24 protein-coding genes and 1 riboswitch are annotated in these 25,784 nt (G+C 35.7%); of the genes, 20 read left to right on the top strand and 4 right to left on the bottom strand.

Annotated elements, in window-relative coordinates:
• Positions 1–9: 9 nt before the first annotated feature.
• The 8 genes from MKY70_RS28045 to MKY70_RS28010 all read left to right on the top strand — a co-directional run bounded on the left by MKY70_RS28045 (position 10) and on the right by MKY70_RS28010 (position 9,308).
• Complete coding sequence (locus MKY70_RS28045) at positions 10–1,464, top strand: O-antigen ligase family protein (RefSeq protein WP_341026292.1); 1,455 nt, start codon at positions 10–12, stop codon at positions 1,462–1,464.
• 96 nt (positions 1,465–1,560) lie between these two features.
• Positions 1,561–2,670: a glycosyltransferase family 4 protein gene (locus tag MKY70_RS28040; RefSeq protein WP_341026291.1), complete on the top strand. Its 1,110-nt coding sequence runs from the start codon at positions 1,561–1,563 to the stop codon at positions 2,668–2,670.
• A 21-nt stretch (positions 2,671–2,691) separates the two neighbouring features.
• Positions 2,692–3,432 (top strand): WecB/TagA/CpsF family glycosyltransferase, encoded by a 741-nt coding sequence (locus tag MKY70_RS28035; protein ID WP_341026289.1) that lies wholly within the window; start codon positions 2,692–2,694, stop codon positions 3,430–3,432.
• 154 nt (positions 3,433–3,586) lie between these two features.
• Complete coding sequence (locus tag MKY70_RS28030; RefSeq protein WP_002016404.1) at positions 3,587–4,786, top strand: MFS transporter; 1,200 nt, start codon at positions 3,587–3,589, stop codon at positions 4,784–4,786.
• Between the two features lie 208 nt (positions 4,787–4,994).
• Positions 4,995–5,711 carry a LytR/AlgR family response regulator transcription factor gene (locus tag MKY70_RS28025; protein WP_341026287.1) on the top strand — a complete coding sequence of 239 codons (717 nt, stop codon included), beginning with the start codon at positions 4,995–4,997 and terminating at the stop codon, positions 5,709–5,711.
• A gap of 122 nt (positions 5,712–5,833) precedes the next feature.
• Positions 5,834–7,909, top strand: a complete 2,076-nt coding sequence (gene cstA, locus MKY70_RS28020) for a carbon starvation protein CstA (protein ID WP_341026286.1) — start codon at positions 5,834–5,836, stop codon at positions 7,907–7,909.
• Complete coding sequence (locus MKY70_RS28015) at positions 7,902–8,105, top strand: YbdD/YjiX family protein (protein WP_002130134.1); 204 nt, start codon at positions 7,902–7,904, stop codon at positions 8,103–8,105. Before cstA ends, MKY70_RS28015 begins: the two co-directional genes overlap by 8 nt.
• Positions 8,106–8,252: 147 nt before the next feature.
• Positions 8,253–9,308, top strand: coding sequence for a diguanylate cyclase (locus MKY70_RS28010; RefSeq protein WP_060750544.1), 1,056 nt, complete (start codon positions 8,253–8,255; stop codon positions 9,306–9,308).
• A gap of 111 nt (positions 9,309–9,419) precedes the next feature.
• On the opposite strand, the gene pdxK is transcribed toward MKY70_RS28010, so the two are convergent.
• The gene (gene pdxK, locus MKY70_RS28005; protein WP_002016397.1) at positions 9,420–10,244 is read right to left on the bottom strand and encodes a pyridoxine/pyridoxal/pyridoxamine kinase; all 825 of its coding nucleotides are present in this window, start codon (positions 10,242–10,244) and stop codon (positions 9,420–9,422) included.
• A 137-nt stretch (positions 10,245–10,381) separates the two neighbouring features.
• Here pdxK and MKY70_RS28000 point away from each other — a divergent pair, with 137 nt between their 5' ends.
• The 3 genes from MKY70_RS28000 (at position 10,382) to MKY70_RS27990 (ending at position 13,438) form a co-directional block, all read left to right on the top strand.
• On the top strand, positions 10,382–11,953 hold the full coding sequence (locus MKY70_RS28000) for a GAF domain-containing sensor histidine kinase (RefSeq protein ID WP_002016395.1): 1,572 nt from the start codon (positions 10,382–10,384) through the stop codon (positions 11,951–11,953).
• Between the two features lie 20 nt (positions 11,954–11,973).
• Positions 11,974–12,621, top strand: coding sequence for a response regulator (locus tag MKY70_RS27995; RefSeq protein WP_002016393.1), 648 nt, complete (start codon positions 11,974–11,976; stop codon positions 12,619–12,621).
• A 190-nt stretch (positions 12,622–12,811) separates the two neighbouring features.
• Complete coding sequence (locus tag MKY70_RS27990) at positions 12,812–13,438, top strand: FMN-dependent NADH-azoreductase (RefSeq protein WP_341026285.1); 627 nt, start codon at positions 12,812–12,814, stop codon at positions 13,436–13,438.
• A gap of 63 nt (positions 13,439–13,501) precedes the next feature.
• Here the strand turns inward: MKY70_RS27990 and MKY70_RS27985 are convergent, their stop codons facing one another.
• Entirely contained in the window at positions 13,502–14,173 is a 672-nt protein-coding gene (locus MKY70_RS27985; RefSeq protein WP_061673833.1) for a transcriptional regulator YeiL, read from the bottom strand.
• A gap of 107 nt (positions 14,174–14,280) precedes the next feature.
• Between MKY70_RS27985 and MKY70_RS27980 the strand changes: the two genes are divergently transcribed.
• Positions 14,281–14,976, top strand: a complete 696-nt coding sequence (locus MKY70_RS27980) for a YjjG family noncanonical pyrimidine nucleotidase (protein ID WP_044438384.1) — start codon at positions 14,281–14,283, stop codon at positions 14,974–14,976.
• 198 nt (positions 14,977–15,174) lie between these two features.
• Here the strand turns inward: MKY70_RS27980 and MKY70_RS27975 are convergent, their stop codons facing one another.
• Positions 15,175–16,404 (bottom strand): chloride channel protein, encoded by a 1,230-nt coding sequence (locus tag MKY70_RS27975; protein WP_341026284.1) that lies wholly within the window; start codon positions 16,402–16,404, stop codon positions 15,175–15,177.
• A 319-nt stretch (positions 16,405–16,723) separates the two neighbouring features.
• Positions 16,724–16,828, top strand: a riboswitch (SAM riboswitch).
• 91 nt (positions 16,829–16,919) lie between these two features.
• Here MKY70_RS27975 and MKY70_RS27970 point away from each other — a divergent pair.
• From MKY70_RS27970 to MKY70_RS27960, 3 genes are all read left to right on the top strand, one after another.
• Positions 16,920–18,218, top strand: coding sequence for a bifunctional O-acetylhomoserine aminocarboxypropyltransferase/cysteine synthase (locus MKY70_RS27970; protein ID WP_002068601.1), 1,299 nt, complete (start codon positions 16,920–16,922; stop codon positions 18,216–18,218).
• Positions 18,202–19,107, top strand: coding sequence for a homoserine O-acetyltransferase MetA (gene metA / locus MKY70_RS27965; protein ID WP_088033857.1), 906 nt, complete (start codon positions 18,202–18,204; stop codon positions 19,105–19,107). Before MKY70_RS27970 ends, metA begins: the two co-directional genes overlap by 17 nt.
• Positions 19,108–19,248: 141 nt before the next feature.
• On the top strand, positions 19,249–20,544 hold the full coding sequence (locus MKY70_RS27960; RefSeq protein ID WP_341026281.1) for a homoserine dehydrogenase: 1,296 nt from the start codon (positions 19,249–19,251) through the stop codon (positions 20,542–20,544).
• Positions 20,545–20,573: 29 nt separating this feature from the next.
• Here the strand turns inward: MKY70_RS27960 and MKY70_RS27955 are convergent, their stop codons facing one another.
• Positions 20,574–21,200, bottom strand: coding sequence for a YczE/YyaS/YitT family protein (locus MKY70_RS27955; RefSeq protein ID WP_060750537.1), 627 nt, complete (start codon positions 21,198–21,200; stop codon positions 20,574–20,576).
• A gap of 98 nt (positions 21,201–21,298) precedes the next feature.
• On the opposite strand from MKY70_RS27955, the gene MKY70_RS27950 reads away from it, so the two are divergent.
• From MKY70_RS27950 to MKY70_RS27930, 5 genes are read left to right on the top strand one after another with little or no spacing between them, the layout of a single operon-like run.
• Entirely contained in the window at positions 21,299–22,276 is a 978-nt protein-coding gene (locus tag MKY70_RS27950) for a LacI family DNA-binding transcriptional regulator (protein ID WP_341026279.1), read from the top strand.
• 10 nt (positions 22,277–22,286) lie between these two features.
• Positions 22,287–23,168 (top strand): SGNH/GDSL hydrolase family protein, encoded by an 882-nt coding sequence (locus MKY70_RS27945; protein ID WP_158664749.1) that lies wholly within the window; start codon positions 22,287–22,289, stop codon positions 23,166–23,168.
• Positions 23,165–24,082 carry an ABC transporter ATP-binding protein gene (locus tag MKY70_RS27940; RefSeq protein ID WP_002089840.1) on the top strand — a complete coding sequence of 306 codons (918 nt, stop codon included), beginning with the start codon at positions 23,165–23,167 and terminating at the stop codon, positions 24,080–24,082. The genes MKY70_RS27945 and MKY70_RS27940 overlap by 4 nt, the downstream gene beginning before the upstream one ends.
• The gene (locus MKY70_RS27935) at positions 24,075–25,067 is read left to right on the top strand and encodes an ABC transporter permease (protein WP_002089839.1); all 993 of its coding nucleotides are present in this window, start codon (positions 24,075–24,077) and stop codon (positions 25,065–25,067) included. Before MKY70_RS27940 ends, MKY70_RS27935 begins: the two co-directional genes overlap by 8 nt.
• 19 nt (positions 25,068–25,086) lie before the next feature.
• Positions 25,087–25,764 (top strand): uracil-DNA glycosylase, encoded by a 678-nt coding sequence (locus MKY70_RS27930; RefSeq protein WP_341026274.1) that lies wholly within the window; start codon positions 25,087–25,089, stop codon positions 25,762–25,764.
• Positions 25,765–25,784 lie beyond the last annotated feature (20 nt).

Genomic DNA, 25,784 nt, shown 5'->3' with positions numbered 1-25,784 from the left:
GGTCTTGGAATGTTAGCAAATCAAGCTAGGGTTAGATTTGAGCATTTTTTGCTCTTTTTTATTATTTTACAGCCTGTTTTGGATTTATTAACGTCTCTTAGCATTGAGTTATTAAAAGTAAATGCGACAGTTGGAATTATGGTGAGATTCCTCATTATGGCAATGGGCGGTATCTATATTTTAATTCAGGCAAAAGAAAGAGAAAATAGGAAGTTTTTGATTTATCTTGTATTACTAGGAGCTGCATTAGGAATAGGGTTTATTAATAACAAGTTAATCAAGAGTCCTATTGTACTCGCAGAAGAAGTTAAATTCATTGGAAAAGCATTGTATATATATATTATGCTTGGTTCATACATTTTAGCTTTAAAATCACTAAAGAAAACAGTAAATATTAGCGATAAAGTTAGAAATAACATTATGTATTCAACATTAATTATTAGTGCTGTTATGGTTATTTCTATTACGACAGGTACAGATTTCGGTAGTTATGAATGGATGAAAGTTGGTTCCCGAGGATGGTTCTATGCAGGTAATGAACTAGGGTCAATCTTAGCTATTATTTTCCCTATCGTGGTACTATATTCTATTCAAAAAACAAAGAGCGTGAAACACGTTTTATATTGGATTCCATCGCTTTTAATGATTTACTCGTTAATTCAAGTTGGTACGAAAGTAGGGATGGGCTCAATTGGTGCTACGTTAGCAGCAGCAATCGGGATTATCGTACTACAATTATTATTTGATAGAAGAAATCCAAACAAAAGGTCTCTTGTACTTAATGGATTAATTGCTATTGTTCTATTAGCTGGTGTTGTCGGAACGTTTAAAATGACGCCATTAGCACAAAATATGGGTATTCATAACAACTATTTATCAGAACAAAATGTAGCGCAGCAAGGTCAGAAAGAAAAAGAAATTAAAGATAAAATTAAAAAAGAAGAAAAACAACAACATAAAGTTGAAAAGCCGGAAGAAAAGGCAAAGATAGAAGAGGAAGTTAAGAAAGAGCTTGAGAAAGAGCAAAAGAAAGAAAATCAAGAAAATCTTATTTTCAGTGGACGTCAAGTATATGAAGAGAGACATAAGCAGTTCTTTAAAGAAGCGCCAACGTCACAAAAGTTATTCGGAATGGGTTATGCAGGTAACTATAAATATAATGAACAAAAGCAGCCAGATCCGAAGCTAATCGAAATGGACTTCCATGATTGGTTTTATGATTTCGGAATTATTGGTTTTGCGTTAATGATGATTCCATTTATTTATTACGGCTTAAGAATCTTAATAGCATTTGTTACAAGATTTAAGGAAATATTCAATGTGAAATATGGAATGATTTCAGCAAGCTTAGTATTAGCATTAGGTATTGCATATATTGCAGGACATATTTTGACAGCACCAGGAGTCGGGATTTACTTTGTAGTGTTGTTAGCTTATCTAATCGTAGATCTAGAAATTGAATGATAAAAATAAAAGCTAACTTTTGTTAGCTTTTATTTTTTAGTACAGTAAAATAAAGATAGATGGAAATGTAGCGAGGATTTAAAGGAGGAAAAAAATATGAGGATATTGCATATGAATGCAGGAGCAGAAGATGGTGGAGGAAAAACACATATTATTTCACTGCTCGATCAGTTTCCGGATGGTGAAGTAGAATTAGCAGTATTTGAAGATGGAATTGTTGCGAAAGAAGCAAGAGAGCTAGGAATAAAAGTTCATGTGTTTTCACAAAAATCTCGCTATGATTTATCCATTTTAAAGAACATAAGTGAATTCATTAATAAAGAAAAATTTGATGTAGTTCATACACACGGTCCTAGGGCGAATTTCTTTGTTTCTCTAATGAAGAAGAAATTCGCAGCAAAATGGGTTACGACAATTCATAGTGATCCATTTCAAGACTTTACTAAACAAGGCTTAAAAGGCTGGATTTTTACTAAATTAAATTTGAAAGCTTTAAAAAATATAGATTTATTTTTTGTTGTAACGAATAGGTTGAAAAAAAGCTTAGCCGCATTAGGTATTTCAAATGAAAAGATGCATGTTATCTATAACGGGATTGAATATGATCAGGAAAAAGCAGATGGCTATAATAAAAAGGAAATGTTTAATATTGATGAAGATGTGTTTACGGCAATCCAAGTAGCGCGTTTGCATCCTGTTAAAGGACATGAAGTTTTATTCGATGCGTTACAACAAACAAAATTGGAGAAAATTAAAGTGTTATTAGTTGGTGACGGGCCGTTAGAAAGAGAACTAAAGGCGTTAGCTACTGAAAAAGGGATTAATGATAAAGTTGAATTTTTAGGGCATCGTCAAGATGTGAAACAATTATTTGCTTCATCACATGTCAATTTGTTAACTTCCCATAGCGAAGGATTTCCATTAGTTTTATTAGAAGCGGCAAATCAACGTGTACCATCAATTGTGACTAGAGCTGGAGAAATCGAACCGTTAATTGCAGATGAAACTTATGGGTGGATTGTACCAACTGGTGATGGAAAAGCATTGGTATCGGCATTAGAAGAGGCGTATGATAAGTGGAAAACTGGAGAGTTATCAGTAATGGGCAAGCATATTTATGAGCATGCTACTATGAACTTCTCACTTCAAAAGTTATATGAAGATACGAAAGAAACATATAAGCAATTAATAGCGAAAAACCTTTAATGATAGAGAGGATAGTTAAATATGGCAGTACAAACGGTTGATATTCTAGGTGTTCCTTTCTCTACAATGACAATGGATGAAACGGTCCAATATTTAAAGGAACAACTAGAATTGGAGCAAACTCATACTTTTCAGGTAGTAACAGCAAACCCTGAAATTGTTATGTGCGCAAAAAAGGATGAAAAATTCCATAAAACATTACTAAATACCGATTTAATTACACCTGATGGTATTGGGGTTGTAAAAGCAAGTGGTATGCTTGGTACACCTGTAAAAGAACGTGTAGCAGGTTTTGATTTAATGTGTAATTTATTTGCGAAGTTATCAGAAGAGAATAAACCAGTATCTATTTTCTTATTAGGTGCAAAACCACATGTTGTACAAGCCGCGGCTGATCATTTAACGAAGACATATTCGGCTGCATCTATCGTGGGGATACAAGATGGATATTTTAAACAAGAAGAAGAAGAGAATATTGTTTCACGTATTCAAGAGGCAAAACCAGATCTATTACTTGTTGCACTTGGCTTTCCAAGACAAGAAAACTTTATCCAAAACAATAAGCATCGTTTAGAAACGAAAATGGCTGTTGGAGTAGGCGGTAGTTTAGATGTGTGGGCTGGAGAGGTAAAGCGTGCGCCAAAATGGATTCAATCTATTCATTTAGAGTGGTTTTACAGATTATGTAGTAATCCAACACGTTGGCGTCGTCAGTTAGTATTAGCTGAATTTTTAAAAGAAGTAATGCGTTCAAAAAAGTAGCGGAACATCGCTACTTTTTTTTATTTGTTTATTTTTGATAAACATTTTACTTTTGGGAATGATGAAGGAGAATTTTTTATAAGAAAGTATTTTACTTATGCAATACACACATGTAAAATGATGTGTAAAGACACCTGTGTAAGGAGGACTTCTTGTGAGCAAGGTAAAAGAAATTTCGAAGCGAAAGCTACTGGGTATAGCAGGGCTTGGCTGGCTATTTGATGCAATGGATGTTGGAATGCTTTCATTTGTAATCGTAGCACTCCAAAAAGATTGGGGATTAAGTACTCAAGAAATGGGTTGGATAGGTAGCGTTAATTCAATTGGTATGGCAGTAGGAGCGCTCCTTTTTGGGATACTATCAGATAAAATAGGACGGAAATCAGTCTTTATTATTACATTATTACTATTTTCTATCGGTAGTGGTTTAACTGCTTTAACGACGACATTCGCGATGTTCCTCGTTTTACGCTTTTTAATTGGTATGGGACTTGGCGGGGAACTTCCAGTTGCATCTACTCTTGTATCAGAAAGTGTTGAAGCGCACGAACGTGGAAAAATAGTTGTACTATTAGAAAGCTTTTGGGCTGGTGGTTGGTTAATCGCAGCTCTTATCTCATATTTTGTTATTCCTAAATACGGTTGGGAAGTTGCTATGGTATTAAGTGCAGTTCCAGCGTTATATGCTTTATATTTAAGATGGAATTTACCCGATTCTCCAAGGTTCCAAAAGGTTGCAAAAAGGCCATCTGTTATTGAAAATATAAAATCGGTTTGGTCTGGAGAATATCGTAAAGCAACAATTATGTTATGGATTCTATGGTTTTGTGTTGTCTTTTCCTATTATGGAATGTTCCTTTGGTTACCTAGTGTAATGGTACTGAAAGGCTTTAGTTTAATAAAAAGTTTTCAGTACGTACTCATTATGACTTTAGCTCAACTTCCAGGATATTTCACAGCTGCATGGTTTATTGAACGTCTTGGTCGTAAATTTGTATTGGTTACGTATTTAATTGGTACAGCATGTAGTGCTTATGTGTTCGGAATTGCGGATTCATTAACAGCATTAATAGTGGCGGGTATGTTACTATCCTTCTTTAATTTAGGTGCTTGGGGTGCATTATACGCTTATACACCGGAACAGTATCCAACAACTATTCGCGGTACAGGTGCAGGAATGGCAGCTGCATTTGGGCGTATTGGTGGTATTCTTGGACCACTATTAGTAGGGTATTTAGTTGCTTCACAAGCTTCACTATCGCTAATATTTACGATTTTCTGTGGATCAATTTTAATAGGGGCACTTGCTGTAGTTATACTTGGTCAAGAAACGAAACAGAGGGAATTAGTATAAAGAGAAACCTTAATCAGTGGTGTTTTGTCCATCAACCACTGATTATTAGCCCGCACCAATCGGGATAAAAGAAAAGGGGAACCAAAGTGGTTTCCTTTTTTCTGTTTTTTTAGATAAATAATGGTATAGTAAGAAAAAGGGAATGTTTCTTACTAAAGCGAATGTATACAACAAGACATATGGACAAAGGAATTAGGTGGCTGGATAAATGAAAATCTTACTTATCATGGAAGAAACAGAAGAGCGAAGAAAATTAGTTGAGAACTTTACTGAAAACATTCGAAATGTAGAATGTTTTGAAGCGAAAACTGGAACAGAATCTTTGCTAATAATGAAAAAACATACACCTGATTTTGTTTTTTTAAATTCGCAATTAATGGATGGTACTGGTTTTGAATATTCGAGTTTGTTACGAGAAGTGAATTGTTATACGAAATTTATTTTTATTGGTGAGGATATAGAAGAGGCAATTACAGCTTTTCGTTTCCAAGCGTTTTATTATTTATTACGACCATTTCGTGAAGAAGATTTACAATTCATTTTATATAAAATGGGAAAAGAACAAGGTGAGAAAGTAAAGAGTCATCTGCGTAAACTGCCGATAGAAGGCCATGAGGGGATTAGATATATTCTCCCGGAGGATATTGTATATATTAGTAAAAATAAGGAAAACAAAACCGTTTCAATTTATACAACGAATAATCAGTATATTTCAACATACACACTTCAGGAATTAGAAAATAAACTAAATGCATATGATTTTTTACGTGTACATAAAAGCTATTTAATTAATATGTCATATGTACAAGAACTTAAACCTTATTATAATGGCACGTATAATTTGCATTTAGACAGGTACGATGAGCAACCGATTCCAGTAAGCCGTAATTATGTAAAACGGCTTCGAAATAAAATTGAGCTATGACAAGTAATGAGAGAATTTTAACATAATAGCCTAGAAATCCTTCATGATAAGGAGGATTTAAATTAAATATTCAGAAAATTTAGTACAATCTCCTCTAAGAAGTAGTAATGGGGGGATTGTACGTGAAAACATTGAAATCAATTTTACTCTGGGGAGTTATTGCAGCGGTAGGAGCATCTGCTTTTGGTGTAATAGCTTTATCACAAGGTGAGACAATTAATGCTGTATGGCTATTAGTTGCTGCTGTATCAGTGTATGCCATTGCTTATCGCTTTTATAGTAGATTTATAGCAAGGAAAGTTTTTGGCCTAGATAATAATAGGCAAACGCCTGCTCATACGTTAAATGATGGGAAGGATTATGTTCCAACAAATAAATGGGTTTTATTCGGACATCACTTCGCTGCGATTGCAGGGGCAGGTCCTTTAGTAGGACCAATTTTGGCGGCGCAGATGGGGTATTTACCTGGGACTATTTGGATTATTGTTGGGGTAGTTATTGCCGGAGCTGTACAAGATTTTGTAATTTTATTTGCTTCAATGAGACGTAATGGTAAATCATTAGGAGAAATGATTAAAGATGAAATTGGTCCTGTTACAGGATTAATTGCGATGATTGGTATTTTAGGTATTATGATAATTTTATTAGCAGTATTAGCTTTAGTAGTTGTGAAGGCACTTGTTGGAAGCCCATGGGGAATGTTTACAATCGCAGCAACAATTCCAATTGCTATTTTAATGGGAGTTTACATGCGTTACATTAGACCAGGGCGAGTAGGGGAAGGATCAGTAATCGGTATTGTTCTACTAGTCCTATCGCTTATTGGTGGAAAGTATGTAGCAGAAAATCCAACACTTGCAAGTATGTTTACTTTTAGTGGTGAAACAATTGCTATTATGCTTATCGTATATGGATTCATTGCATCGGCATTACCAGTTTGGATGCTCCTTGCACCACGTGATTATTTAAGTACATTTTTAAAAATAGGAACGATACTTGGATTAGCAATTGGTATTTTAATTGTAGCTCCAGATTTGAAGATGCCGGCAGTATCTAAGTTTATTGATGGAACAGGCCCTGTCTTCTCCGGGAATTTATTTCCGTTCTTATTTATTACAATAGCTTGCGGTGCTGTCTCTGGATTCCACGCTCTCGTTTCATCAGGTACGACGCCGAAAATGATTGAGCAAGAAGGTCATGCACAGCCAATTGGTTATGGGGCAATGTTAATGGAATCATTTGTAGCAGCGATGGCTATGATTGCAGCTTGTGTATTAACACCAGGAACTTATTTTGCAATTAATAGTCCAGCAGCACTGATCGGAACAGATGTATCACAAGCGGCTCAAGTTATTTCTTCGTGGGGATTTGCTATTACACCGAATGAATTAAAAGAACTTGCTGTTAACGTCGGGGAACAGACCATTTTATCACGTACAGGTGGCGCACCAACATTAGCAATTGGTATGGCACATATATTTTCACAAGTAATAGGTGGAACGGCGATGATGGCATTTTGGTACCATTTTGCCATTCTTTTTGAAGCACTATTTATTTTAACAACGATTGATGCTGGAACACGTGTAGGACGATTTATGATTCAAGATATTTTAGGGCATGTGTACAAGCCGTTTGCGAAAACAGATTCCACAATAGCGAATGTGGTCGCTACAACGTTATGCGTATTAGGCTGGGGGTACTTCTTATATCAAGGGGTGGTTGACCCTCTCGGTGGAATTAATACGCTATGGCCACTTTTCGGTATTGCAAATCAAATGTTAGCGGGGATTGCATTATTACTTGGAACGACAATTTTATTCAAAATGGGGAAAAAGGCATACGTTTGGGTAACGCTTATTCCGACTATAGGATTACTTATTGTAACGATGACAGCTGGTTATCAAAAGTTATTTCATGAAAATCCTAAAATAGGATTTCTATCACATGCGAAAGTATTTCAGGGAGCATTAGATGATGGTAAGGTATTAGCTCCAGCTAAAAATGTTGCGCAAATGAAACAAATTATTTTTAATGACTATATTGATGCGGCACTTTGTGGAATTTTTATGATAGTTGTAATTGCTGTATTAATTTCTGCACTTCGAATTTGGATTCAAGTATTAAGAAATAAGCCAATGCCGTTAAAAGAGGCACCATATATTCCAAAAGATGAAAGTGAGTCGAGGAACTATGCTTAAAAATTTACGGAACGTATGGGGAAAGAGAAAGCAATTTATTAGTTTACTTGTCGGAGTTCCAAGTTATGAAACGTATGTAAATCACATGAAAATAAATCATCCAGAAGAGAAAATTCTATGTCAAAAGCAATTTTTTGCTGAGGCACAAGAAGCTAGATTTAATGCAAAGGGAGGAAAGATATCGCGATGTTGTTAATGGAGGAGACGAAATTTCGTCTCCTTTTTTATTTTGCTGTTCCACGTGGAACAATAAAATAAAAAAGTTTGGGAATTATAGGGATTTCGTAATACAATAACATATAGAAAGGGATAGATGGAAAAGAAAAAGTAGGGAGATTATTTTATGTTTAGAGATCTATTTGTAAATATGACAATTATTCTGTCCTTTATCTTTGTTGGTGCTCAGCTTTTAAGAGATAAGCCATTAAAAGAAGGATTCTCTTTTTGGCAGAAATGTTTGGTCGGTATTTTAACTGGAATATTGAGTATATTGTTGATGCATTTTGGTGTGCATATTGAAGATATTATGTTGGATTTACGTTATTTAGCTGTTGTTTTGGCAATTATAATTGGTGGCCCGATAGCTAGTAGTATAACTGTTATGATTATTTTAATAACGCGGGTATTTTTTACTGAGTATTCTTTAGCCTCTGAATTAGCTTGCTATACTATCGTGGCAATAGGGATTGGCATTACTCTCATTTGGCGGATGAAGATTTCTATATTTACAAAATGGATATGGTTTAATGTGTACAGTTTGTCTATTTTAATACTACCACTTTATATTTTATTTAAGGATATATATGTAGTGGTATTATATTTAATTTGTTGTATTGTAGCGGCATACATCACATTTGTAAGTGCAAGTTACATATTGCAATCCAATGAATTATTTCAAACGATGAAGCATTATGCAACGATAGATGCATTAACGAATCTAGGAAATGTAAGACAGTTTGATTTTGAGATGAATCGTCATATTGATAGTAAGCATATGAAAAATGATTCACTTTGTTTATTACTTATCGATATTGATCACTTTAAGTATGTAAATGATACGTACGGTCATCCTGCTGGAGATGAAGTGTTAAAACAACTAGGGCGTATTTTGTTAGAGAATGCGCCATTCCCAAATTTAGTCTTTCGAAAAGGTGGCGAAGAGTTTGCTCTGTTGTTACCAAAAAAGAGAGTAGCATTTGGAACTCGTATAGGGGAACAAATTCGACTAGCAGTTGAAAAGCATTCATTTCAACTGCAAAATGGGGAAAAAATTAAAATTACAGTTTCTGTTGGGCTTTCAGAATATAAAAAATCACCTGAGCAATTTATTCAATCAGCGGATGATGCGTTATATTATTCAAAAAGAAATGGTAGAAACAAGGTTAGTTCAGCATCATAGGAATTCGGGGAGTACTTTAAAAGATTTCTGTAAAGTAATTAAAACCCACAGAACAATAAATGTTCTGTGGGTTTTAATCTATTTTTAAATTTATGAATAAAAAGCTGTATGTTAGACAAGTTCTTTCGGTGCAACGAATTTGCGGTATGCACCGTGATGTGTTGGTCCTACATATTCGTTAATCTTAAATGAATGACGAATTGCAGCTGTGATGAATTCTTTCGCAGTTTTTACTGCTTCTTTCACCGTTTTTCCTTTTGCAAGTTCTGCTGTAATTGCAGCAGAATATGTACAACCTGCACCGTGTGTATTTGTCGTATCAATCTTTTCTGATTCTAGAAGATCGAATGTTTCTCCGTCATATAATACATCAATAGCAGTTTCTGTGCCTAGTTTGCTACCACCTTTAATCAGTACGTATTTAGCACCTAAAGCATGGATTTTTTTTGCAGCTTCTTTCATGTCCTCAAGAGAATTAATTTTCACACCACTTAATTGATATGCTTCAAATAAGTTTGGCGTTACGACTAATGCCTTTGGAACAAGAACGTCACGTAAGCAGTCATTTGTTTCAGGATGTAACGCTTCATCCGCTCCTTTACATACCATAACAGGATCAACTACTACATTTTCGAAATTGTGCTTTTCAATTGTTTCCGCAACCATTTCGATAATTTCTACTGATCCAAGCATACCCGTTTTTAAAGCATCTACACCAACGCCTTCAATTGTCGTTTCTAATTGTGGTTTTAATGTAGAAGCTGGGATTGGGAATACGTTATGTGCCCAACCGTTATGTGGATCCATCGTTACGATTGTCGTAAGAGATGTCATTCCGTATACACCAAGCTCTTGGAATGTTTTTAAATCTGCTTGTATACCAGCACCGCCACTTGTGTCAGAACCAGCGATAGTAAGTGCCTTATTCAATGTCATTATGAAAGCCCCCTCAAGTGATATAATGGTGAAAACTATGTTTTCACCATTATATCAATGTTACGAATAAGTACAAAGTGAAAAGTAGATGATTTATGTTAAGTACTATTTAAAATCTTGTATGTAGGAGACGAATTATGTTTCAAGAGAATCGTACAAATGAATTAGTTATATTAAAAGAGATTGCAGAAACGTTGAATACCTCAAATGATACATATCACGTACTTCAAGCTGTGCTGGAAAAGCTGTTGAATGTAACTGGTTTAACGACAGGATGGATTTTCCTTGCGGATGAAAATGGTAGATATACAAAATTAATTGATTACCAATTACCAGAGGGATTGAAATTCGAAAATAAACGACCGATGTGTGAGGGGAATTGCTGGTGCTTACACCGCTTTGTGGAAGGAAAACTAGAGCGAGCAGTTAATATTATTGAATGTAAGAGAATTAATAATGCGATTGAATACAACTGGGGAGATACAGAAGGGATTGTACATCATGCGACAGTACCGCTAAAAGCGGGAGAAGATGAATTTGGCGTGTTAAATGTAGCTAGCCCAGGTAAAACGCATTTTTCAGAAGAAGAATTAGTACTATTACAATCAGTTGCCTTTCAAATTGGAACGGCATTAAAGCGTACAAAACTGTATGAAAATGAAAAGAGAAGAGCTCATTATTATGTAAAGTTAGAACGCTTTATTCAAGCTTTAAGGACAATTCATAAATTTAATGCATTACCAGAAGAGATTGTAATGCAAATAGGGAGCTTATTTCTATGGGAGCAAGTTGTATTCTTTATTAGAGAAGAAAATGAACTAGCTGTGAGAGCTTCTTATAAGAAAGGTGAACTACAAGATGATTTGAGGGCAGCAGCACAGGAAGCGTTGGAAAAAGAAGAGTCTGTCTTGTCAAAGCGTCAGGTTGGGAATATAGAGCATCCCAATAGGGCAGTTATCGCTATTCCGATACATATTCAAGATCATATATTTGGAGTATTAAGTGTAAGTTCTAATAATGGAGAATTTGATATAAATACGATAGATGTAGTACAAGCGTTAGCAAATCATATTTCATTAATGATAGAGAACTTAAGATTAAATGAAAAACGCCGCGAACTTGTACGAATGGAAGAGCGTAATCGTTTAGCTAGAGATTTACATGATTCTGTTTCACAAAAGTTGTTTTCATTAACGTTTATGACGAAAGGCGCTGAAGCTGTTTTAAAGGGTCAAAATGAAAAGGTAGATCAGTCTTTGTATGAGATGCGTGAATTAGCACAAGGTGCCTTAAAAGAAATGAGGACATTAATTTGGCAGCTCCGTCCGGCTGGATTAGAGAAAGGGTTATTACCAGCTTTAAAGCAATATGGTGAAAGTTTAGGATTGAAAATTCGGGAACAAGTTACAGGTGTACGTGATTTGCCGCGTGTAGTAGAAGAAGCGCTATGGCGAATTGGACAAGAAGCTTTAAATAACGTAAGTAAGCATGCGAATGTAAGAGAAGCGACGATTTATTTCAAAGTGACGGAGAAAAATGTATCATTAGAAATAGTCGATCAAGGAAATGGGTTTGTAGAAAAGGATATAAAAGAGAAGAAATCACTCGGTATGACTACGATGCGTGAAAGAGTAGAATTAGTTGGTGGAACAATTAAAATTGTAAGTAGTAAGAAACGAACGAGTATAAAAGTAAATGTACCATTATGATGTGAAAATGAGGGAAGTTTGTGAAAATAAAAGTATTGTTAGTTGATGATCATACAGTTGTTTTAAAAGGATTAGCATTTTTTCTAAGCACACAGGAAGATTTTGAATTAGTTGGTGAAGCAAATAATGGGAAAGAGGCGCTAGTGAAAGTAGGCGAAACAAGTCCAGATGTCGTATTAATGGATTTATATATGCCTGAGATGGATGGAATTGAGGCAACAGCTTGTATTAAAAAAGAATATCCAAACGTGAAAGTAATTGTATTGACTAGTTTCTCTGATCAAGCTCATGTATTGCCGGCACTAAAAGCTGGGGCGAGCGGTTATATTTTAAAAGATATCGAACCAGATCAGCTTGTTGAAGCTATTCGAAGCGCGTATAAAGGTAATATTCAATTACATCCAGATATAGCAAATGCCCTTCTTTCTCAAACATTACCACAGGAAGAGAAAGAAGAAGAACCTTCCGTTCAAGTGGATGTATTAACAGCGAGAGAAAATGAAGTATTGCAGTTATTGGCGAAAGGGATGAGTAATAAAGAAATTGCTTCTGTTTTAGTTATTACAGAAAAAACGGTAAAAGCTCATATGAGTAGTATTTTGAGTAAGTTACATTTATCCGATCGCACACAAGCAGCATTATATGCAGTGAAAAATGGAATTGTATAAGACAAAAGTCGTAAGACCTAGTTCGCCTTTAGAAGGTGGACTTTTTTTATGGAAAAATACGTCTATGTGAGGACGTAATTGTCTTGATATAAAGATAAAATGTATTTGTAAGCAACAATAATTATAAGGGAGTACCCTTTTTCGTAAGTGATATATAACAACATAAGAGTGAGTAGTAGGAGGAAAAACAATGGCAACAGTTTTATTTGTAAAAGCAAACAACCGCCCAGCGGAACAAGCAGTTAGTGTGAAATTATACGAGGCATTTTTAGCAAACTATAAAGAAGCGCATCCAAATGATACAGTGGTAGAACTTGATTTATATAAAGAAGAATTACCATATGTAGGCGTAGATATGATTAATGGTACATTCAAAGCAGGTAGAGGATTTGATTTAACAGAAGAAGAAGCAAAAGTGGTAGCAGTTGCTGATAAGTATTTAAATCAATTTCTAGAAGCTGATAAAGTAGTTTTCGGTTTCCCATTATGGAACTTAACGATTCCAGCCGTATTACACACGTATATTGATTATTTAAACCGTGCTGGTAAAACGTTTAAATATACACCAGAAGGTCCAGTTGGGCTTATTGGAGATAAGAAGATTGCGTTATTAAATGCACGCGGCGGCGTATATTCTGAAGGACCAGCAGCTGAAATGGAAATGGCTGTTAAATACGTAGCAAGCATGATGGGCTTCTTCGGTGCAACAAACATGGAAACGGTAATTATCGAGGGACATAACCAATTCCCAGATAAAGCAGAAGAGATCATTACAGCAGGTCTTGAAGAAGCGGATAAAGTAGCAAGTAAATTTTAATTAAAAACATAATCGTCACTCGAAAAAAAGCAGCAATAACATTTACGTGTTAATGCTGTTTTTTTATATTTTTAGCTCGTCAGCAAGTTTTTCTAATTGATTTCGATCTTGTATATAATATGTTCGGCCTTCTTTTTTTAAATAGTTTTGCTGGCAAAACTGGTTTAATACATATAAAAGATGGCGGTAACTGACGTTTAAGTATTCTGAGGCCTCAGTATGTTTTTCGGTATAGCAACTATTTTGTTCCGTTAATAGAATGAACGCAGCTAATCGGTTTTCAAATGGATAACTATAGTTTTTGGCGTAATTTTCTGTTCGGATAATTGTTTTTTCTCCAATAAATTTGCATAGTTTCTGTAGAAAGGTAGCATCTTGCAATAAAAGATGCTGACAATCTTTAAGAGGAAGCGCTAAGCAAATACAATCTTCAATCACCTCAACCGCTTTCGTAACAGATTCTACGCCAATTAATCCTAATTCTCCAATGAATGAAGGTGCTTGAATAAAATTAATTAAAGAGACTTTCCCATTTTTATGGCTCATATATATTTTTGCTTTCCCGGAAATTAAGTAATAGAGATAAGGGAGGTCGACTCCCTCCTTACATATCATCTCTTTCTTTTGAAAAGAATGTAGTTCTACATATGGTAAGACATGAAAGGAAAAAAGAGTATGGAATTGATGAATTTGCATGTGTTGATAAATTTCTTTCTCATTTTTACTGATTTTCATATTTTCACCCCTGTTTGTAGTATGAGATATCTCCTATTATTTTTACAAGGAAGAATGATACGATTTATGTAAATTTGTTTTTGTAGAAAAGAGAGTGTGAGGGGTTTATGAAAAAATATAAAACATTGCTATTTGATGTAGATGATACATTGTTAGATTTTCAGAAGGCGGAGAAAGTGGCGTTACGTATGCTCTTTGAAGAGAAAGGGATTCCTTTAACTAGCGAGGTTGAAGCGCAGTATAAAAAAATTAATAAAAGCCTTTGGGATGCTTTTGAAGAAGGTGAAATAAACCGTGATGAAGTCGTAAATACACGATTTTCGATTTTGTTTAAAGAGTACGGGGAAGAAGTAGATGGGATATTATTCGAAAATAATTATCGTAGCTACTTAGAAGAAGGAAACCAACTTATGCAAGGTGCATTTGAATTTATAAATCAAATTCAAAATGAGTATGATTTATATATAGTGACAAACGGTATTTCTAAGACGCAAGATAAACGTTTACGTAATGCAGGATTACATTCATTGTTTAAAGATATTTTTGTTTCTGAAGATACGGGATTCCAAAAGCCGATGGAAGAGTATTTTGATTATGTTTTTGAAAGGATTCCTAATTTCGCTTTTGAAGAAGGGCTCATTATTGGGGATTCGTTAAGTGCCGATATTAAAGGTGGATATGTAGCGGGAATTGATACTTGTTGGTTTAATTCAGAAAAGAAACCAAATAATAGCGAGATTGTGCCAACATATGAAGTGCATAGTTTTGAAGCGTTATACGCGCTATTAAAGCAGCATGTGTAATAAAGTGAAACTTTTTAATCAGTGTGGATTTTGGCCATCCCCCACTGATTATTAGCCTTCACCAATCGGGCAGTTACGGGCAGTTATCTCCCACCCAACTCCCTCGCACTTGCCGGATTTTGAGGTGGGAGTCTTACTGCTCGCAAATAGCGGGATAAAAACAGGCAGTGGAACTTTTGTCCCTACTGCCTGTATGTATTAGTTTGTAGCTTCATTGTTTTTAGGAAGCGGAAATGCATTCCCAATCGCTGCTGCCCCGAGCATCGGTAATAATAAATTGAGCGGGAAAAACATGAGTAATAGTAATGTTATAGCTATTGGTTTTCTTAATGCATAGCTTGAAATAGCTGTCGTGACGATGGCTACAGAAGCTATTGGATCTATAGGGATAATAGAAGCTATAGCATATCCGATACTTGATCCAGCAAATATAATTGGGAAAATATGTCCGCCGCGCCAACCCGTATTTAAACAAACGGCAGTAATACATAATTTTAAAATTCCTGAAAGAAGTAGTACCCAGAAGGATAAATGGCTCCATTCAACGACTAAATCTTTTAATTGATGTTCCCCTGAGAATAACGTGTAAGGAAGGAAAGTTCCTGTAATTCCTAATAAAATACCGCCTATAATTCCAAGTGATAACTTGTATTCTTTGAAGGGGTGGATTAATTTCTCTAATGTGAATTCTAATTTGAAATAAAAGAAACCAACTATAGCACCAATGCTAGCAAGTGGTAGAAAGGCGATCCATTCATTAAGAGCAAGAGACCCTTCCCCAAAATCAACAATAAAGGATCCACGATTATCGAGTTTACTAAGCAATAAGTAAACGGAAAAACCGGCAAAAGTGGTAGCTAAATATACAATTGCTTTTTTTCCTTTCGAAAATTCATTAATTTGTTCACCCTCATTTTCATTCGGAGCTAAGTAACCGAATAATGGTGCATTAAAAATTACACTTAAAGTAGCACCAATTCCAACCTCTGTTAGTTCATTCATTCCCTTTAAAGCAAAATTAAAGCGATCTCCTACCCATGTACAAAGTCCACCGATAATTCCAACAAGTGCTGCTTCTGGGCCTAAACTAGCTCCAAATATTAAAACGATAATCGCAGTTAAAGTAGCTTTATGTACAAAACTGTATTCGATTCTACCTGTTTTTTTATATTCAGCCATCACTTCCGGCATAAGACGTGGATATGTACCGAAGTATTTTTGTGTGAAACCAACGAGGATACCACCGATGATTGTTACACAAATGGTGTAATAAGGCGGAGAAGAGAAAATAGTAGGTAAGTATCCCCAAATAAAGTGAATTCCGATATTTATTGTAACTAAAAATAACCAGACTGTAGCTCCTACTATAGAGCCTAAAAGAATGCCATATAGGACGAGTATATAGTGCATGTCCTTTTTATTTGTCATGTTGTACCTCCGTTATGTAAATTTTCATGTAGAAAGGATTAAATATGCTAGTGTGAAATGAATTGAATATATATAGTATCTTTTTGAGGGTTTGGCTTATTCAATATATTGAAATCTCATGAAAATTTGAAACCAACGCGGTTAAACCACTTATTTAATTTTATATATTGATCGGAGTTTTTAAAAGGTCTTTTTCAAATGAATATGGAATATATTTCTTTTGTTGTTTATATTAAATTCCTCGCATTTAATTTAGAACATTCAGAAAAACTATTTGACATCAGGAAATTATTGCTATAAAATCAACGGTAATTGCATAGTCTTATCAAGAAAAGGTGGAGGGACAGGCCCGATGAAACCTTGGCAACAGCCGTATAACGGAATTGTGCCAAATCCTGCAGGTAATAATCCTGAGAGATAAGAAAGAACCTTAGAGCGTGTTTTCAAACTGCTCCTTTCTTGTTTTCAGGGAAGGGGCAGTTTTTTATTTTGCATAAAAGAAAGGAGAATGAGAGATGGGAGAATCATGGGGGAAAGGAACGATTTGTGTGCAAGGTGGCTATACGCCAAAAAATGGTGAGCCGCGTGTTTTGCCACTTTATCAAAGTACAACGTATAAATACGATACGTCAGATGATTTAGCAGCACTATTTAATTTGGAGGCAGAAGGATATATATATACGCGTATTGGAAATCCTACTCTAGCTGCATTTGAGCAGAAGTTATCAGATTTAGAAGGCGGTGTAGGGGCTGTTGCAACAGCTTCTGGGCAGGCAGCCATTATGCTTGCGGTTTTAAATATTTGCAGTAGTGGAGACCATTTACTTTGTTCTTCAACTGTTTACGGAGGAACGTTTAATTTATTTGGAGTGAGTTTGCGAAAGCTGGGCATAGATGTTACGTTCTTTAATCCTAATTTAACGGCAGATGAAATTGCGGCACTTGCTAATGATAAGACAAAACTCGTTTATGCAGAGTCGTTAGGAAATCCAGCAATGAACGTTTTGAATTTCAAAGAACTTTCAGCGGCAGCAAAAGAATTAGAAGTACCTTTTATCGTTGATAATACATTGGCGACGCCTTATTTATGCCAGGCGTTTGAACATGGGGCAAATATCATTGTCCATTCTACAACGAAATATATTGATGGCCATGCAAGTTCTTTAGGTGGGATTGTAATAGATGGAGGGAACTTCGATTGGACAAATGGCAAATACCCTGAGCTTGTCGAACCTGACCCGAGTTATCATGGCGTAAGCTATGTTCAAAATTTTGGAGCAGCAGCGTATATTGTGAAAGCACGCGTTCAGTTATTAAGAGACTACGGAAACTGTATGAGCCCATTCAATGCATATATTAGCAACATTGGCCTTGAAACATTGCATTTACGAATGGAGCGTCATAGTGAAAATGCTCTCGAAGTTGCTAAGTGGCTTGCCAATCATGATCGCATTGAATGGGTGAATTATCCAGGATTAGATAGTAATGAAAATTATTCGTTAGCACAAAAGTATTTGAAAAAAGGTGCTAGTGGAGTTTTAACATTTGGTATTAAGGGTGGATTAGAAGCAGCGAAAGAATTTATCGCAAATGTAAAGCTTGCAACTCTTGTAACGCATGTAGCTGATGCAAGAACTTGTGTAATACATCCTGCTAGTACGACGCACAGACAATTAAGCGCAGAAAATCAGCGTTTAGCTGGCGTTACATCTGATTTAATCCGTTTATCGGTCGGTATAGAAGATGTTTCTGATATTATTGCAGATTTAGAAGCGGCGCTAGTCGGAGGCAAACAACATGCCGATCATAATTGATAAAGATTTACCAGCTCGCAAAGTATTGCAGAAGGAAAATATTTTTGTAATGACGAAGGAGCGAGCAGTAACACAAGATATACGTGCTTTGAAAATTGCTATATTAAATTTAATGCCCACAAAGCAAGAAACAGAGGCGCAATTACTTCGTTTAATTGGAAATACGCCGTTGCAATTAGATGTGCATTTACTTCATATGGAATCGCATCTGTCTCGCAATGTAGCGCAGGACCATTTAACGAGCTTCTATAAAACATTTCGTGATATTGAGGATGAAAAATTTGATGGACTCATTATTACAGGAGCACCAGTTGAAACTCTTTCTTTTGAAGAGGTAGATTATTGGGAAGAGCTTGGACGTATTATGGAGTATTCAAAAACGAATGTAACATCTACGCTTCATATTTGCTGGGGGGCACAAGCAGGTTTGTATTATCACTATGGTGTGCCGAAGTATCCTCTTGCGGAAAAAATGTTTGGTGTATTTGAACATGAGGTTCGCGAGCAACATGTGAAATTGTTACAAGGGTTTGATGAAGTGTTTTTTGCTCCGCATTCTCGTCATACAGAAGTAAGAGAGAGTGATATTGAAAAGGTGAAAGAATTAACATTATTAGCCAATTCTGAAGAAGCAGGTGTTCATCTTGCTATTGGGCAAGAGGGAAGGCAAGTTTTCGCACTCGGACATAGTGAATACAGTTGTGATACGTTAAAGCAAGAATACGAACGGGACTGCCAAAAAGGGTTAAATATTGATGTGCCAAAAAATTATTTTAAACATAATAATCCAGATGAGAAGCCACTTGTTAGGTGGAGGAGTCATGGGAATTTATTATTCTCTAATTGGCTGAATTATTACGTGTATCAAGAAACCCCTTATATATTGTAAATAATGATTGTATAACACGTGGTAGCGTTTTATTTGTAAAGATTAACCTTTATTTTTCTTAATATTCAAAATACATTGTTTTTCAGATTTTTTGTCTATATAATGGCATCTAAACACAATTTTTGAGGGGTGGACAGTATTATGAAAGACATTCAAGTGGGGTTATTAGGTCTTGGGACAGTTGGTAGTGGTGTAGTTCGTATTATTACAGATCATCAAGAACGACTTATACACCAAGTAGGTTGTCCAGTGAAAGTAACGAAAGTATTGGTGCAAAACATTGAGAAAGAGAGAGAAGTAGACGTGCCTTCTACTCTATTAACACAAGATGTGAATGAAATTTTAGATAATCCTAATATTGATGTTGTCATTGAAGTAATGGGCGGCATTGATGATGCAAAAGCATATATTTTACAAGCTTTAAAAAGCGGGAAGCACGTTGTGACTGCAAATAAAGATTTAATGGCGTTACACGGAGCGGAACTCTTAGCGGTAGCAAAAGATAATAAGGCTGATTTATTTTACGAAGCAAGTGTAGCTGGAGGGATTCCAATTTTACGAAGCATCGTAGAAGGACTTTCCTCAGATCTTATTACGAAAGTAATGGGAATTGTAAATGGAACGACAAATTTTATTTTGACGAAAATGTCAGACGAAGGGAGAGCATATAACGACGTGTTAAAAGAAGCTCAGCAGCTTGGATTTGCAGAAGCAGATCCAACATCAGACGTAGAAGGTTTAGATGCAGCAAGAAAAATGACGATTTTGGCTACCCTCGGTTTCTCTACAAATGTAGAGCTTGGAGATGTGAAGGTAAAAGGAATTACTTCTATTACAGCAGAAGATATTGAATATAGTAAGAGCTTAGGCTATACAATTAAATTAATTGGTCTTGCAAAGCGAGATGGCGAGAAATTAGAGGTTACAGTTGAGCCAACTTTACTTCCAAATGCACACCCTCTTGCGGCAGTGCAAAATGAATATAATGCTGTCTATGTGTATGGTGAAGCGGTAGGAGAAACGATGTTTTATGGACCGGGAGCAGGAAGTTTACCGACAGCGACAGCTGTTGTTTCTGACCTAGTTGCTGTAATGCAAAATATTAGGCTTGGTGTAAACGGAAATAGTGCGGTAGTCCCGCAATATCAAAAGGTACTAAAAGAGCCAGATGAAATTGTTGTGAAAAAGTTTTTAAGACTTCATGTGAAAGACGAAATTGGTGTGTTTGCAAAAATTACATCATTGTTCTCTGAGCGCGGTGTTAGTTTTGAAAAGATTATTCAAATGCCACTTGAAGAGAAAGGGAAAGCAGAAATCGTAATCGTAACGCATCGTGCTTCTCTTGCGGATTATGAGTACATTCTACATACATTGCAATCGTATGTAGAAATAGATTGTGTGAAAGCAAATTATCGAATTGAAGGAGATGCTAAGTAGTATCTCTTCTAATAAAACGAAAAAACCTATTAAGCGGCTTGCTTAATAGGTTTTTTTCTATTTAAAATTTGCGTACCAACTTGAATAAAAGCTTGAATAATCCAACCTGTTGTAAAGGATAAGATAATTGTTCCAAAATAGATTGGCCCATCTAATAAGAAGCTTAATGTTAAAAATAAAAAAGCTAATGAAATTTCTGTTCTTCTAAATGTCCATTTCTTTTTCTCAGCAACAGTTAAAACGAAAGCCTCTTGAGGTGCTGCGCAAAGGTTTGTAGAGACGTAAAGACCAATTCCAGCTCCGATGAATAGATTTCCGCAAATAAGTGTTATATATTTTGGAAGAGAGCGGATAGTATCCATAATAGTCGTAATAGAACCAACCCAATCAACAAAAAGAGAAATAAGAATCATTGTGACAATTGTGCCGATTGTAATTTGTTTTTTGTCCCAAAAGAGTACGATCAGGGTAAAAACAAAGTTAATCATGAAAATCCAAAAACCAATACTTATCCCAAAATTTTGATATAGTGCAATAAAGAAGGAATCATAAGGGCTAAGTCCAAAGGAAGTAATTGTCGTCATCATATTAATACCGATGGCGAGAATGAGTAAACCGCCAATGAAAAATATATATTCTAGTTTGAATCGAAGCATAGTTGTATATCCTTTCAAAATGTATTTGCTAAGAAAGGATATACTGTGGAAAGCTTACCAGGTCAAGCGAGAATTTTTGAGGGGAAGGGGAGAATGAGATGACTAATATAAGAAAGATTGCTGAACTTGCTGGTGTATCTGTTTCAACTGTTTCACGTGTACTCAATAATCATCCGTATGTGAATGAACAGAAACGAAAAGCGATTTTAGCGATTATTGAAGAATTAAATTATACGCAAAATGTGAATGCGATTCATTTAGTGAAAGGAAAAACGAATGTAATTGGCGTGTTATTGCCGCACGTAAATGATCAATATTACAGTGCCATTATTGGGGGGATATCAAAGGAAACCGCAAAGAACAATTATAATATGATGCTTTGCCAGACAAATTATAGCGAGGAAAAAGAGCTTGAAATTTTACATATGTTAAAAATGAAAAAGCTTGATGGAGTAATTATATGTTCACGGACAAATAGTAAGGAAAAACTTGAAGAGTATACGAAGTTTGGTCCAATTGTGATGTGTGAAGAAATAGATTCAAAATTCATTTCGAGTGTACATATTGATTACTACAAAGTATTTTTGCGCGGGATGAAAAGCTTAATAGATGCTGGTCATACACGTATCGGATATTGCATTGGAAGAAGTAATAGTATTAATAGCCAGAGGCGAAAAAAGGCGTATGAAGATTCACTTCAACAGATTGTTGTAACACCGTTAGATGCCTGGAAGTTTAAGGGCTGTTTTACGGTGGAAGATGGGCGTAATGTAGTCAGGGAATGGGCTCGTATGTCTGTAAAACCGACGGCTTTTCTTGTATCTTGCAATCATATTGCTGCAGGAATGGTAACGGAGGCGAAAAAACAAGGAATTCGTATCCCAGAGGATATTACGATTATCGGATGTGATGATCAAGAGGTGGCAAATATATTAGGTATTACGACGATTTCGCATTCTAGTAAAAATGTTGGTGTAAAGGCATTTGAATTATTATATGAAAAGATTAATGATGAGGAAATAGATGTGAAACATGTAGAGTTATTACCAAATTTGGTAGATAGGGAAACGACATAATAGAGAAGGTGTGAAAATCGCTTTTCGAAAATTCGTTTGGTATAATTATGGACAATCTATAGGGGCTAAAAGGGGTTTTGATATGCGATCAAAATTAGTAAAAGTAATTCTACTCATTACAATTGCGTCTTTCTGTTTATTTGCATACGGTTTTGTTTCGGGTGTAAATGATGTATTAAATCCGAAAGCTTCAAAATTAATTACGAAGACTGACGTAGTGGAAAAAGAGAAAAAGAAAACAGGAACGTTACAAGTAGTTAGTTTAGGTGATTCGTTAACGCGCGGCGTTGGTGATAAAGAAGGAATTGGCTATATTGGACGAATGAAAGAGGATTTACAAAAAGATTATAAACAAAAAGTTGCACTAAGTAATTTGGCAGTTAGTGGTGCGAAAATGCCCGATTTATTAAAACAAATCGAAAGCAGCGGAGCTCAATATTCAATTAAGCAAGCAGATGTAATTGTTTTAACAATTGGAGGAAATGATTTGTTCCCAGGATGGGAATCGCTCGGAAAGATAGATTTAGAGACGTATCGTCCTGATACGGAAACGTTTCAAAATGAAGCGAAGAAAATTATAGAAGAAATTCGTAAATTAAACACAGATAGCCCTATTTTTTGGTTAGGATTATACAATCCTTTTGAAGATGTAGAAGATTTGAGAGGTTCATCAAATATTGTTGTTGATTGGAACGCTTCTTTAGAGAAGTTAGCATTAAATGATAAAAACGTATATATTACACCGACATTTGATTTATTCCAAAATCGTGGGAAAGATTTATTATACTCAGATCATTTTCATCCGAATGAAGTAGGTTACACATATATGGCGGAGCGTTTAGTCCAAAATGTTGTAAGTAAATTAAAACTAGAGCAAGGAGGGATAAAATGACGACGATACTTTCTGTACGAGACTTGAAGAAGGTAATTGGAAAGAAGACGCTTGTAGAGGACATTTCATTTGATGTAAAACAAGGAGAAGTGTTTGGTTTCTTAGGACCGAACGGAGCCGGGAAAACGACAACAATTCGAATGTTAGTCGGACTGATTAAAGCGACAGAAGGTACTATTTCTATCGGTGGTTATTCTATTAAGGAAAATTTCAGAGAAGCGATGCGTCAAATTGGAAGTATCGTTGAAAACCCAGAGCTTTATACATATTTAACGGGATGGGAAAATTTAAAGCAATTTGCGCGCATGCTTGGTGATATATCTGATGAACGTATTATTGAAATTGCAAAAATGGTTCATTTAGATGAGCGTATTCACGATAAGGTAAAAACATATTCCCTTGGTATGAAGCAGCGCCTTGGAATTGCACAGGCGCTACTTGGAAACCCGAAATTGCTCATATTAGATGAACCGACGAATGGTTTAGATCCAGCTGGGATTAGAGAACTTAGGGAATTTATACATAAGCTTGTAAAAGAAGAAAATATGAGTGTATTTATTTCGAGTCACTTGCTAAGTGAAGTGCAACTGATATGCGACCGTGTTGCTATTATTCATAAAGGAAAAATGATAACAGTTGCACCTATTGAAGAGTTGATCAAAACAGCGAGTGATCGTGTGGAATGGGTCGTTACACCGATTTCCAAAGCGAAAGACATGTTAGACGCTGCTGAAGAGATAGAGGAAGTTAGTGTAGAAGATGAGCGTTTATTATGTCGTATGGATGTTGCGTCTATTAATGTTTGGAATAAGCATTTTGTAGAAAACGGGATAGATGTACATAGCGTCAAAGAGCTTGTATTTACGCTAGAAGATTTATTTATTGAACTCACAAGGGGTGAGCAACATGCGTGAATTTGCGAATCTAGTTTTAAATGAATCAGAAAAGATTTATCGTAAGAAACGAATTGTTGTTGTCATGCTTATTTTAGCAATCTTGATTCCACTTTTTGTGTATGCTCAGTATCGTGAAATAGAAACGACGCAAAAAAGGCTTGGTACGACCGATTGGAAAGTATCATTACAGCAACAAATTGTTGATTCACAAAACCGCTTGAACAATTCTAGATTGCCAGAAGAATGGCGGGATTGGTTAAAAGTAAGAGTGGAACAACAACAATATTATTTAGATCATAATATTAATCCGACTGCGCCAGGAGCACCGACATTTGTGAGGGCGTTTATTGAACAAGGAATAACGTTATTTATTCCATTGCTCGTTATGATTGTCGCCATTGATATTGTTTCAGGAGAACGAAGCGATGGTACGATGAAAATGCTTCTGACGAGGCCAATTCGGCGCTGGAAAATACTCCTTAGTAAATATGTGACGATGTTATTTTTCATTTCGCTCATATTGCTTCTTGTCGGTTTGTTTGCTTACGCATTATCAGGGCTTGTATTTGGATACTCTGGATGGAATTTACCTGTGTTAACAGGATTCGTCATTGATAAGGAAACGTTAAATACAAACTTTGTACACCTTATTCCGCAGTGGCAATACATTTTAATGGCGTACGGACTAGCTTGGTTTGTTGCTATCGTTGTTGGAACTATATCATTTATGGTCTCTGTTTTAATTCGTAATACACCAGCTGGTATGGGCGTTATGTTAGCTGCGTTAATTGCAGGCGGCATTTTAAGTTCATTCGCAACATCTTGGGAAGGTGCGAAATACATTTTTAGTGTCAACTTATCGCTAACGGATTATTTATCAGGAAAACTTCCTGCATTACAAGGGTTATCAATGGGATTTTCTTTAATAAATTTAACGGTTTGGGCAGTAGTATCTCTTATCATTTCGTTTGTAGTATTTACAAGGCAGGATATGGTGAATTAATTGGATAGGAAGTGAAGGCATGGAAAACATTTTGCAGAATGATTGGGGACCATTACTGGGGCCAGAATTTGAGAAAGAATACTATCAAAATTTAGCTAACTTTTTAAAAGAAGAGTATGAGGAGCATGTGATTTATCCAAAGGTAGAAGATATTTTTAACGCTCTTCAGTATACAAGTTATGAAAATACAAAGGTCGTTATTTTAGGACAAGACCCATATCATGGACCGAATCAAGCGCATGGTTTAAGCTTTTCGGTACAACCTGATATTAAAACGCCGCCATCATTGCTAAATATGTATAAAGAACTTCGAGATGAATACGGTTATGAAATTCCGAATAATGGTTATTTAGTAAAGTGGGCGGAGCAAGGAGTTTTATTATTAAATACTGTGTTAACGGTTCGTCAAGGTGAGGCGAATTCTCATAAAGGAAAAGGATGGGAGCATTTCACAGATCGCGTAATTGAGCTATTAAATGAACGTGAAAAGCCAGTTATTTTCATATTATGGGGACGCCATGCTCAGGCGAAGAAAAAGTTAATTACGAATACGAATCATCGTATTATCGAGTCTGTACATCCAAGTCCATTATCAGCAAGACGAGGTTTCTTTGGAAGTAAGCCGTACTCTAAAGTAAATACGATTTTAGCTAATATGGGCGAAAGAGAAATTGATTGGGAAATTCCAAATTTATAAATAGAAAAGGTAGTTAACAG

The organism is Bacillus sp. FSL R9-9492 (assembly GCF_038007365.1).
In the GTDB taxonomy this organism is placed as follows: domain Bacteria; phylum Bacillota; class Bacilli; order Bacillales; family Bacillaceae_G; genus Bacillus_A; species Bacillus_A mycoides.
The sequence above is the reverse complement of the archived record's forward strand: the minus strand, read 5'-3'. Positions and strand labels throughout refer to the sequence as shown.

Excerpts from the sequence above, each read along its gene's own strand:
- MKY70_RS27970 (WP_002068601.1), top strand. The coding sequence starts at position 16,920 with ATGGGAGAATCATGGGGGAAAGGAACGATTTGTGTGCAAGGTGGCTAT.
- pdxK (WP_002016397.1), bottom strand. The coding sequence starts at position 10,244 with ATGACATTGAATAAGGCACTTACTATCGCTGGTTCTGACACAAGTGGC.
- MKY70_RS28025 (WP_341026287.1), top strand. The coding sequence starts at position 4,995 with ATGAAAATCTTACTTATCATGGAAGAAACAGAAGAGCGAAGAAAATTA.
- MKY70_RS27985 (WP_061673833.1), bottom strand. The coding sequence starts at position 14,173 with ATGAAAATCAGTAAAAATGAGAAAGAAATTTATCAACACATGCAAATT.
- MKY70_RS27935 (WP_002089839.1), top strand. The coding sequence starts at position 24,075 with ATGCGTGAATTTGCGAATCTAGTTTTAAATGAATCAGAAAAGATTTAT.
- MKY70_RS27990 (WP_341026285.1), top strand. The coding sequence starts at position 12,812 with ATGGCAACAGTTTTATTTGTAAAAGCAAACAACCGCCCAGCGGAACAA.
- MKY70_RS28010 (WP_060750544.1), top strand. The coding sequence starts at position 8,253 with ATGTTTAGAGATCTATTTGTAAATATGACAATTATTCTGTCCTTTATC.
- MKY70_RS27960 (WP_341026281.1), top strand. The coding sequence starts at position 19,249 with ATGAAAGACATTCAAGTGGGGTTATTAGGTCTTGGGACAGTTGGTAGT.
- MKY70_RS27950 (WP_341026279.1), top strand. The coding sequence starts at position 21,299 with ATGACTAATATAAGAAAGATTGCTGAACTTGCTGGTGTATCTGTTTCA.
- MKY70_RS28000 (WP_002016395.1), top strand. The coding sequence starts at position 10,382 with ATGTTTCAAGAGAATCGTACAAATGAATTAGTTATATTAAAAGAGATT.
- metA (WP_088033857.1), top strand. The coding sequence starts at position 18,202 with ATGCCGATCATAATTGATAAAGATTTACCAGCTCGCAAAGTATTGCAG.
- MKY70_RS27975 (WP_341026284.1), bottom strand. The coding sequence starts at position 16,404 with ATGACAAATAAAAAGGACATGCACTATATACTCGTCCTATATGGCATT.
- MKY70_RS28015 (WP_002130134.1), top strand. The coding sequence starts at position 7,902 with ATGCTTAAAAATTTACGGAACGTATGGGGAAAGAGAAAGCAATTTATT.
- MKY70_RS27940 (WP_002089840.1), top strand. The coding sequence starts at position 23,165 with ATGACGACGATACTTTCTGTACGAGACTTGAAGAAGGTAATTGGAAAG.
- MKY70_RS28040 (WP_341026291.1), top strand. The coding sequence starts at position 1,561 with ATGAGGATATTGCATATGAATGCAGGAGCAGAAGATGGTGGAGGAAAA.
- MKY70_RS27930 (WP_341026274.1), top strand. The coding sequence starts at position 25,087 with ATGGAAAACATTTTGCAGAATGATTGGGGACCATTACTGGGGCCAGAA.
- MKY70_RS28035 (WP_341026289.1), top strand. The coding sequence starts at position 2,692 with ATGGCAGTACAAACGGTTGATATTCTAGGTGTTCCTTTCTCTACAATG.
- MKY70_RS27980 (WP_044438384.1), top strand. The coding sequence starts at position 14,281 with ATGAAAAAATATAAAACATTGCTATTTGATGTAGATGATACATTGTTA.
- MKY70_RS27955 (WP_060750537.1), bottom strand. The coding sequence starts at position 21,200 with ATGCTTCGATTCAAACTAGAATATATATTTTTCATTGGCGGTTTACTC.
- MKY70_RS28045 (WP_341026292.1), top strand. The coding sequence starts at position 10 with ATGTTAGCAAATCAAGCTAGGGTTAGATTTGAGCATTTTTTGCTCTTT.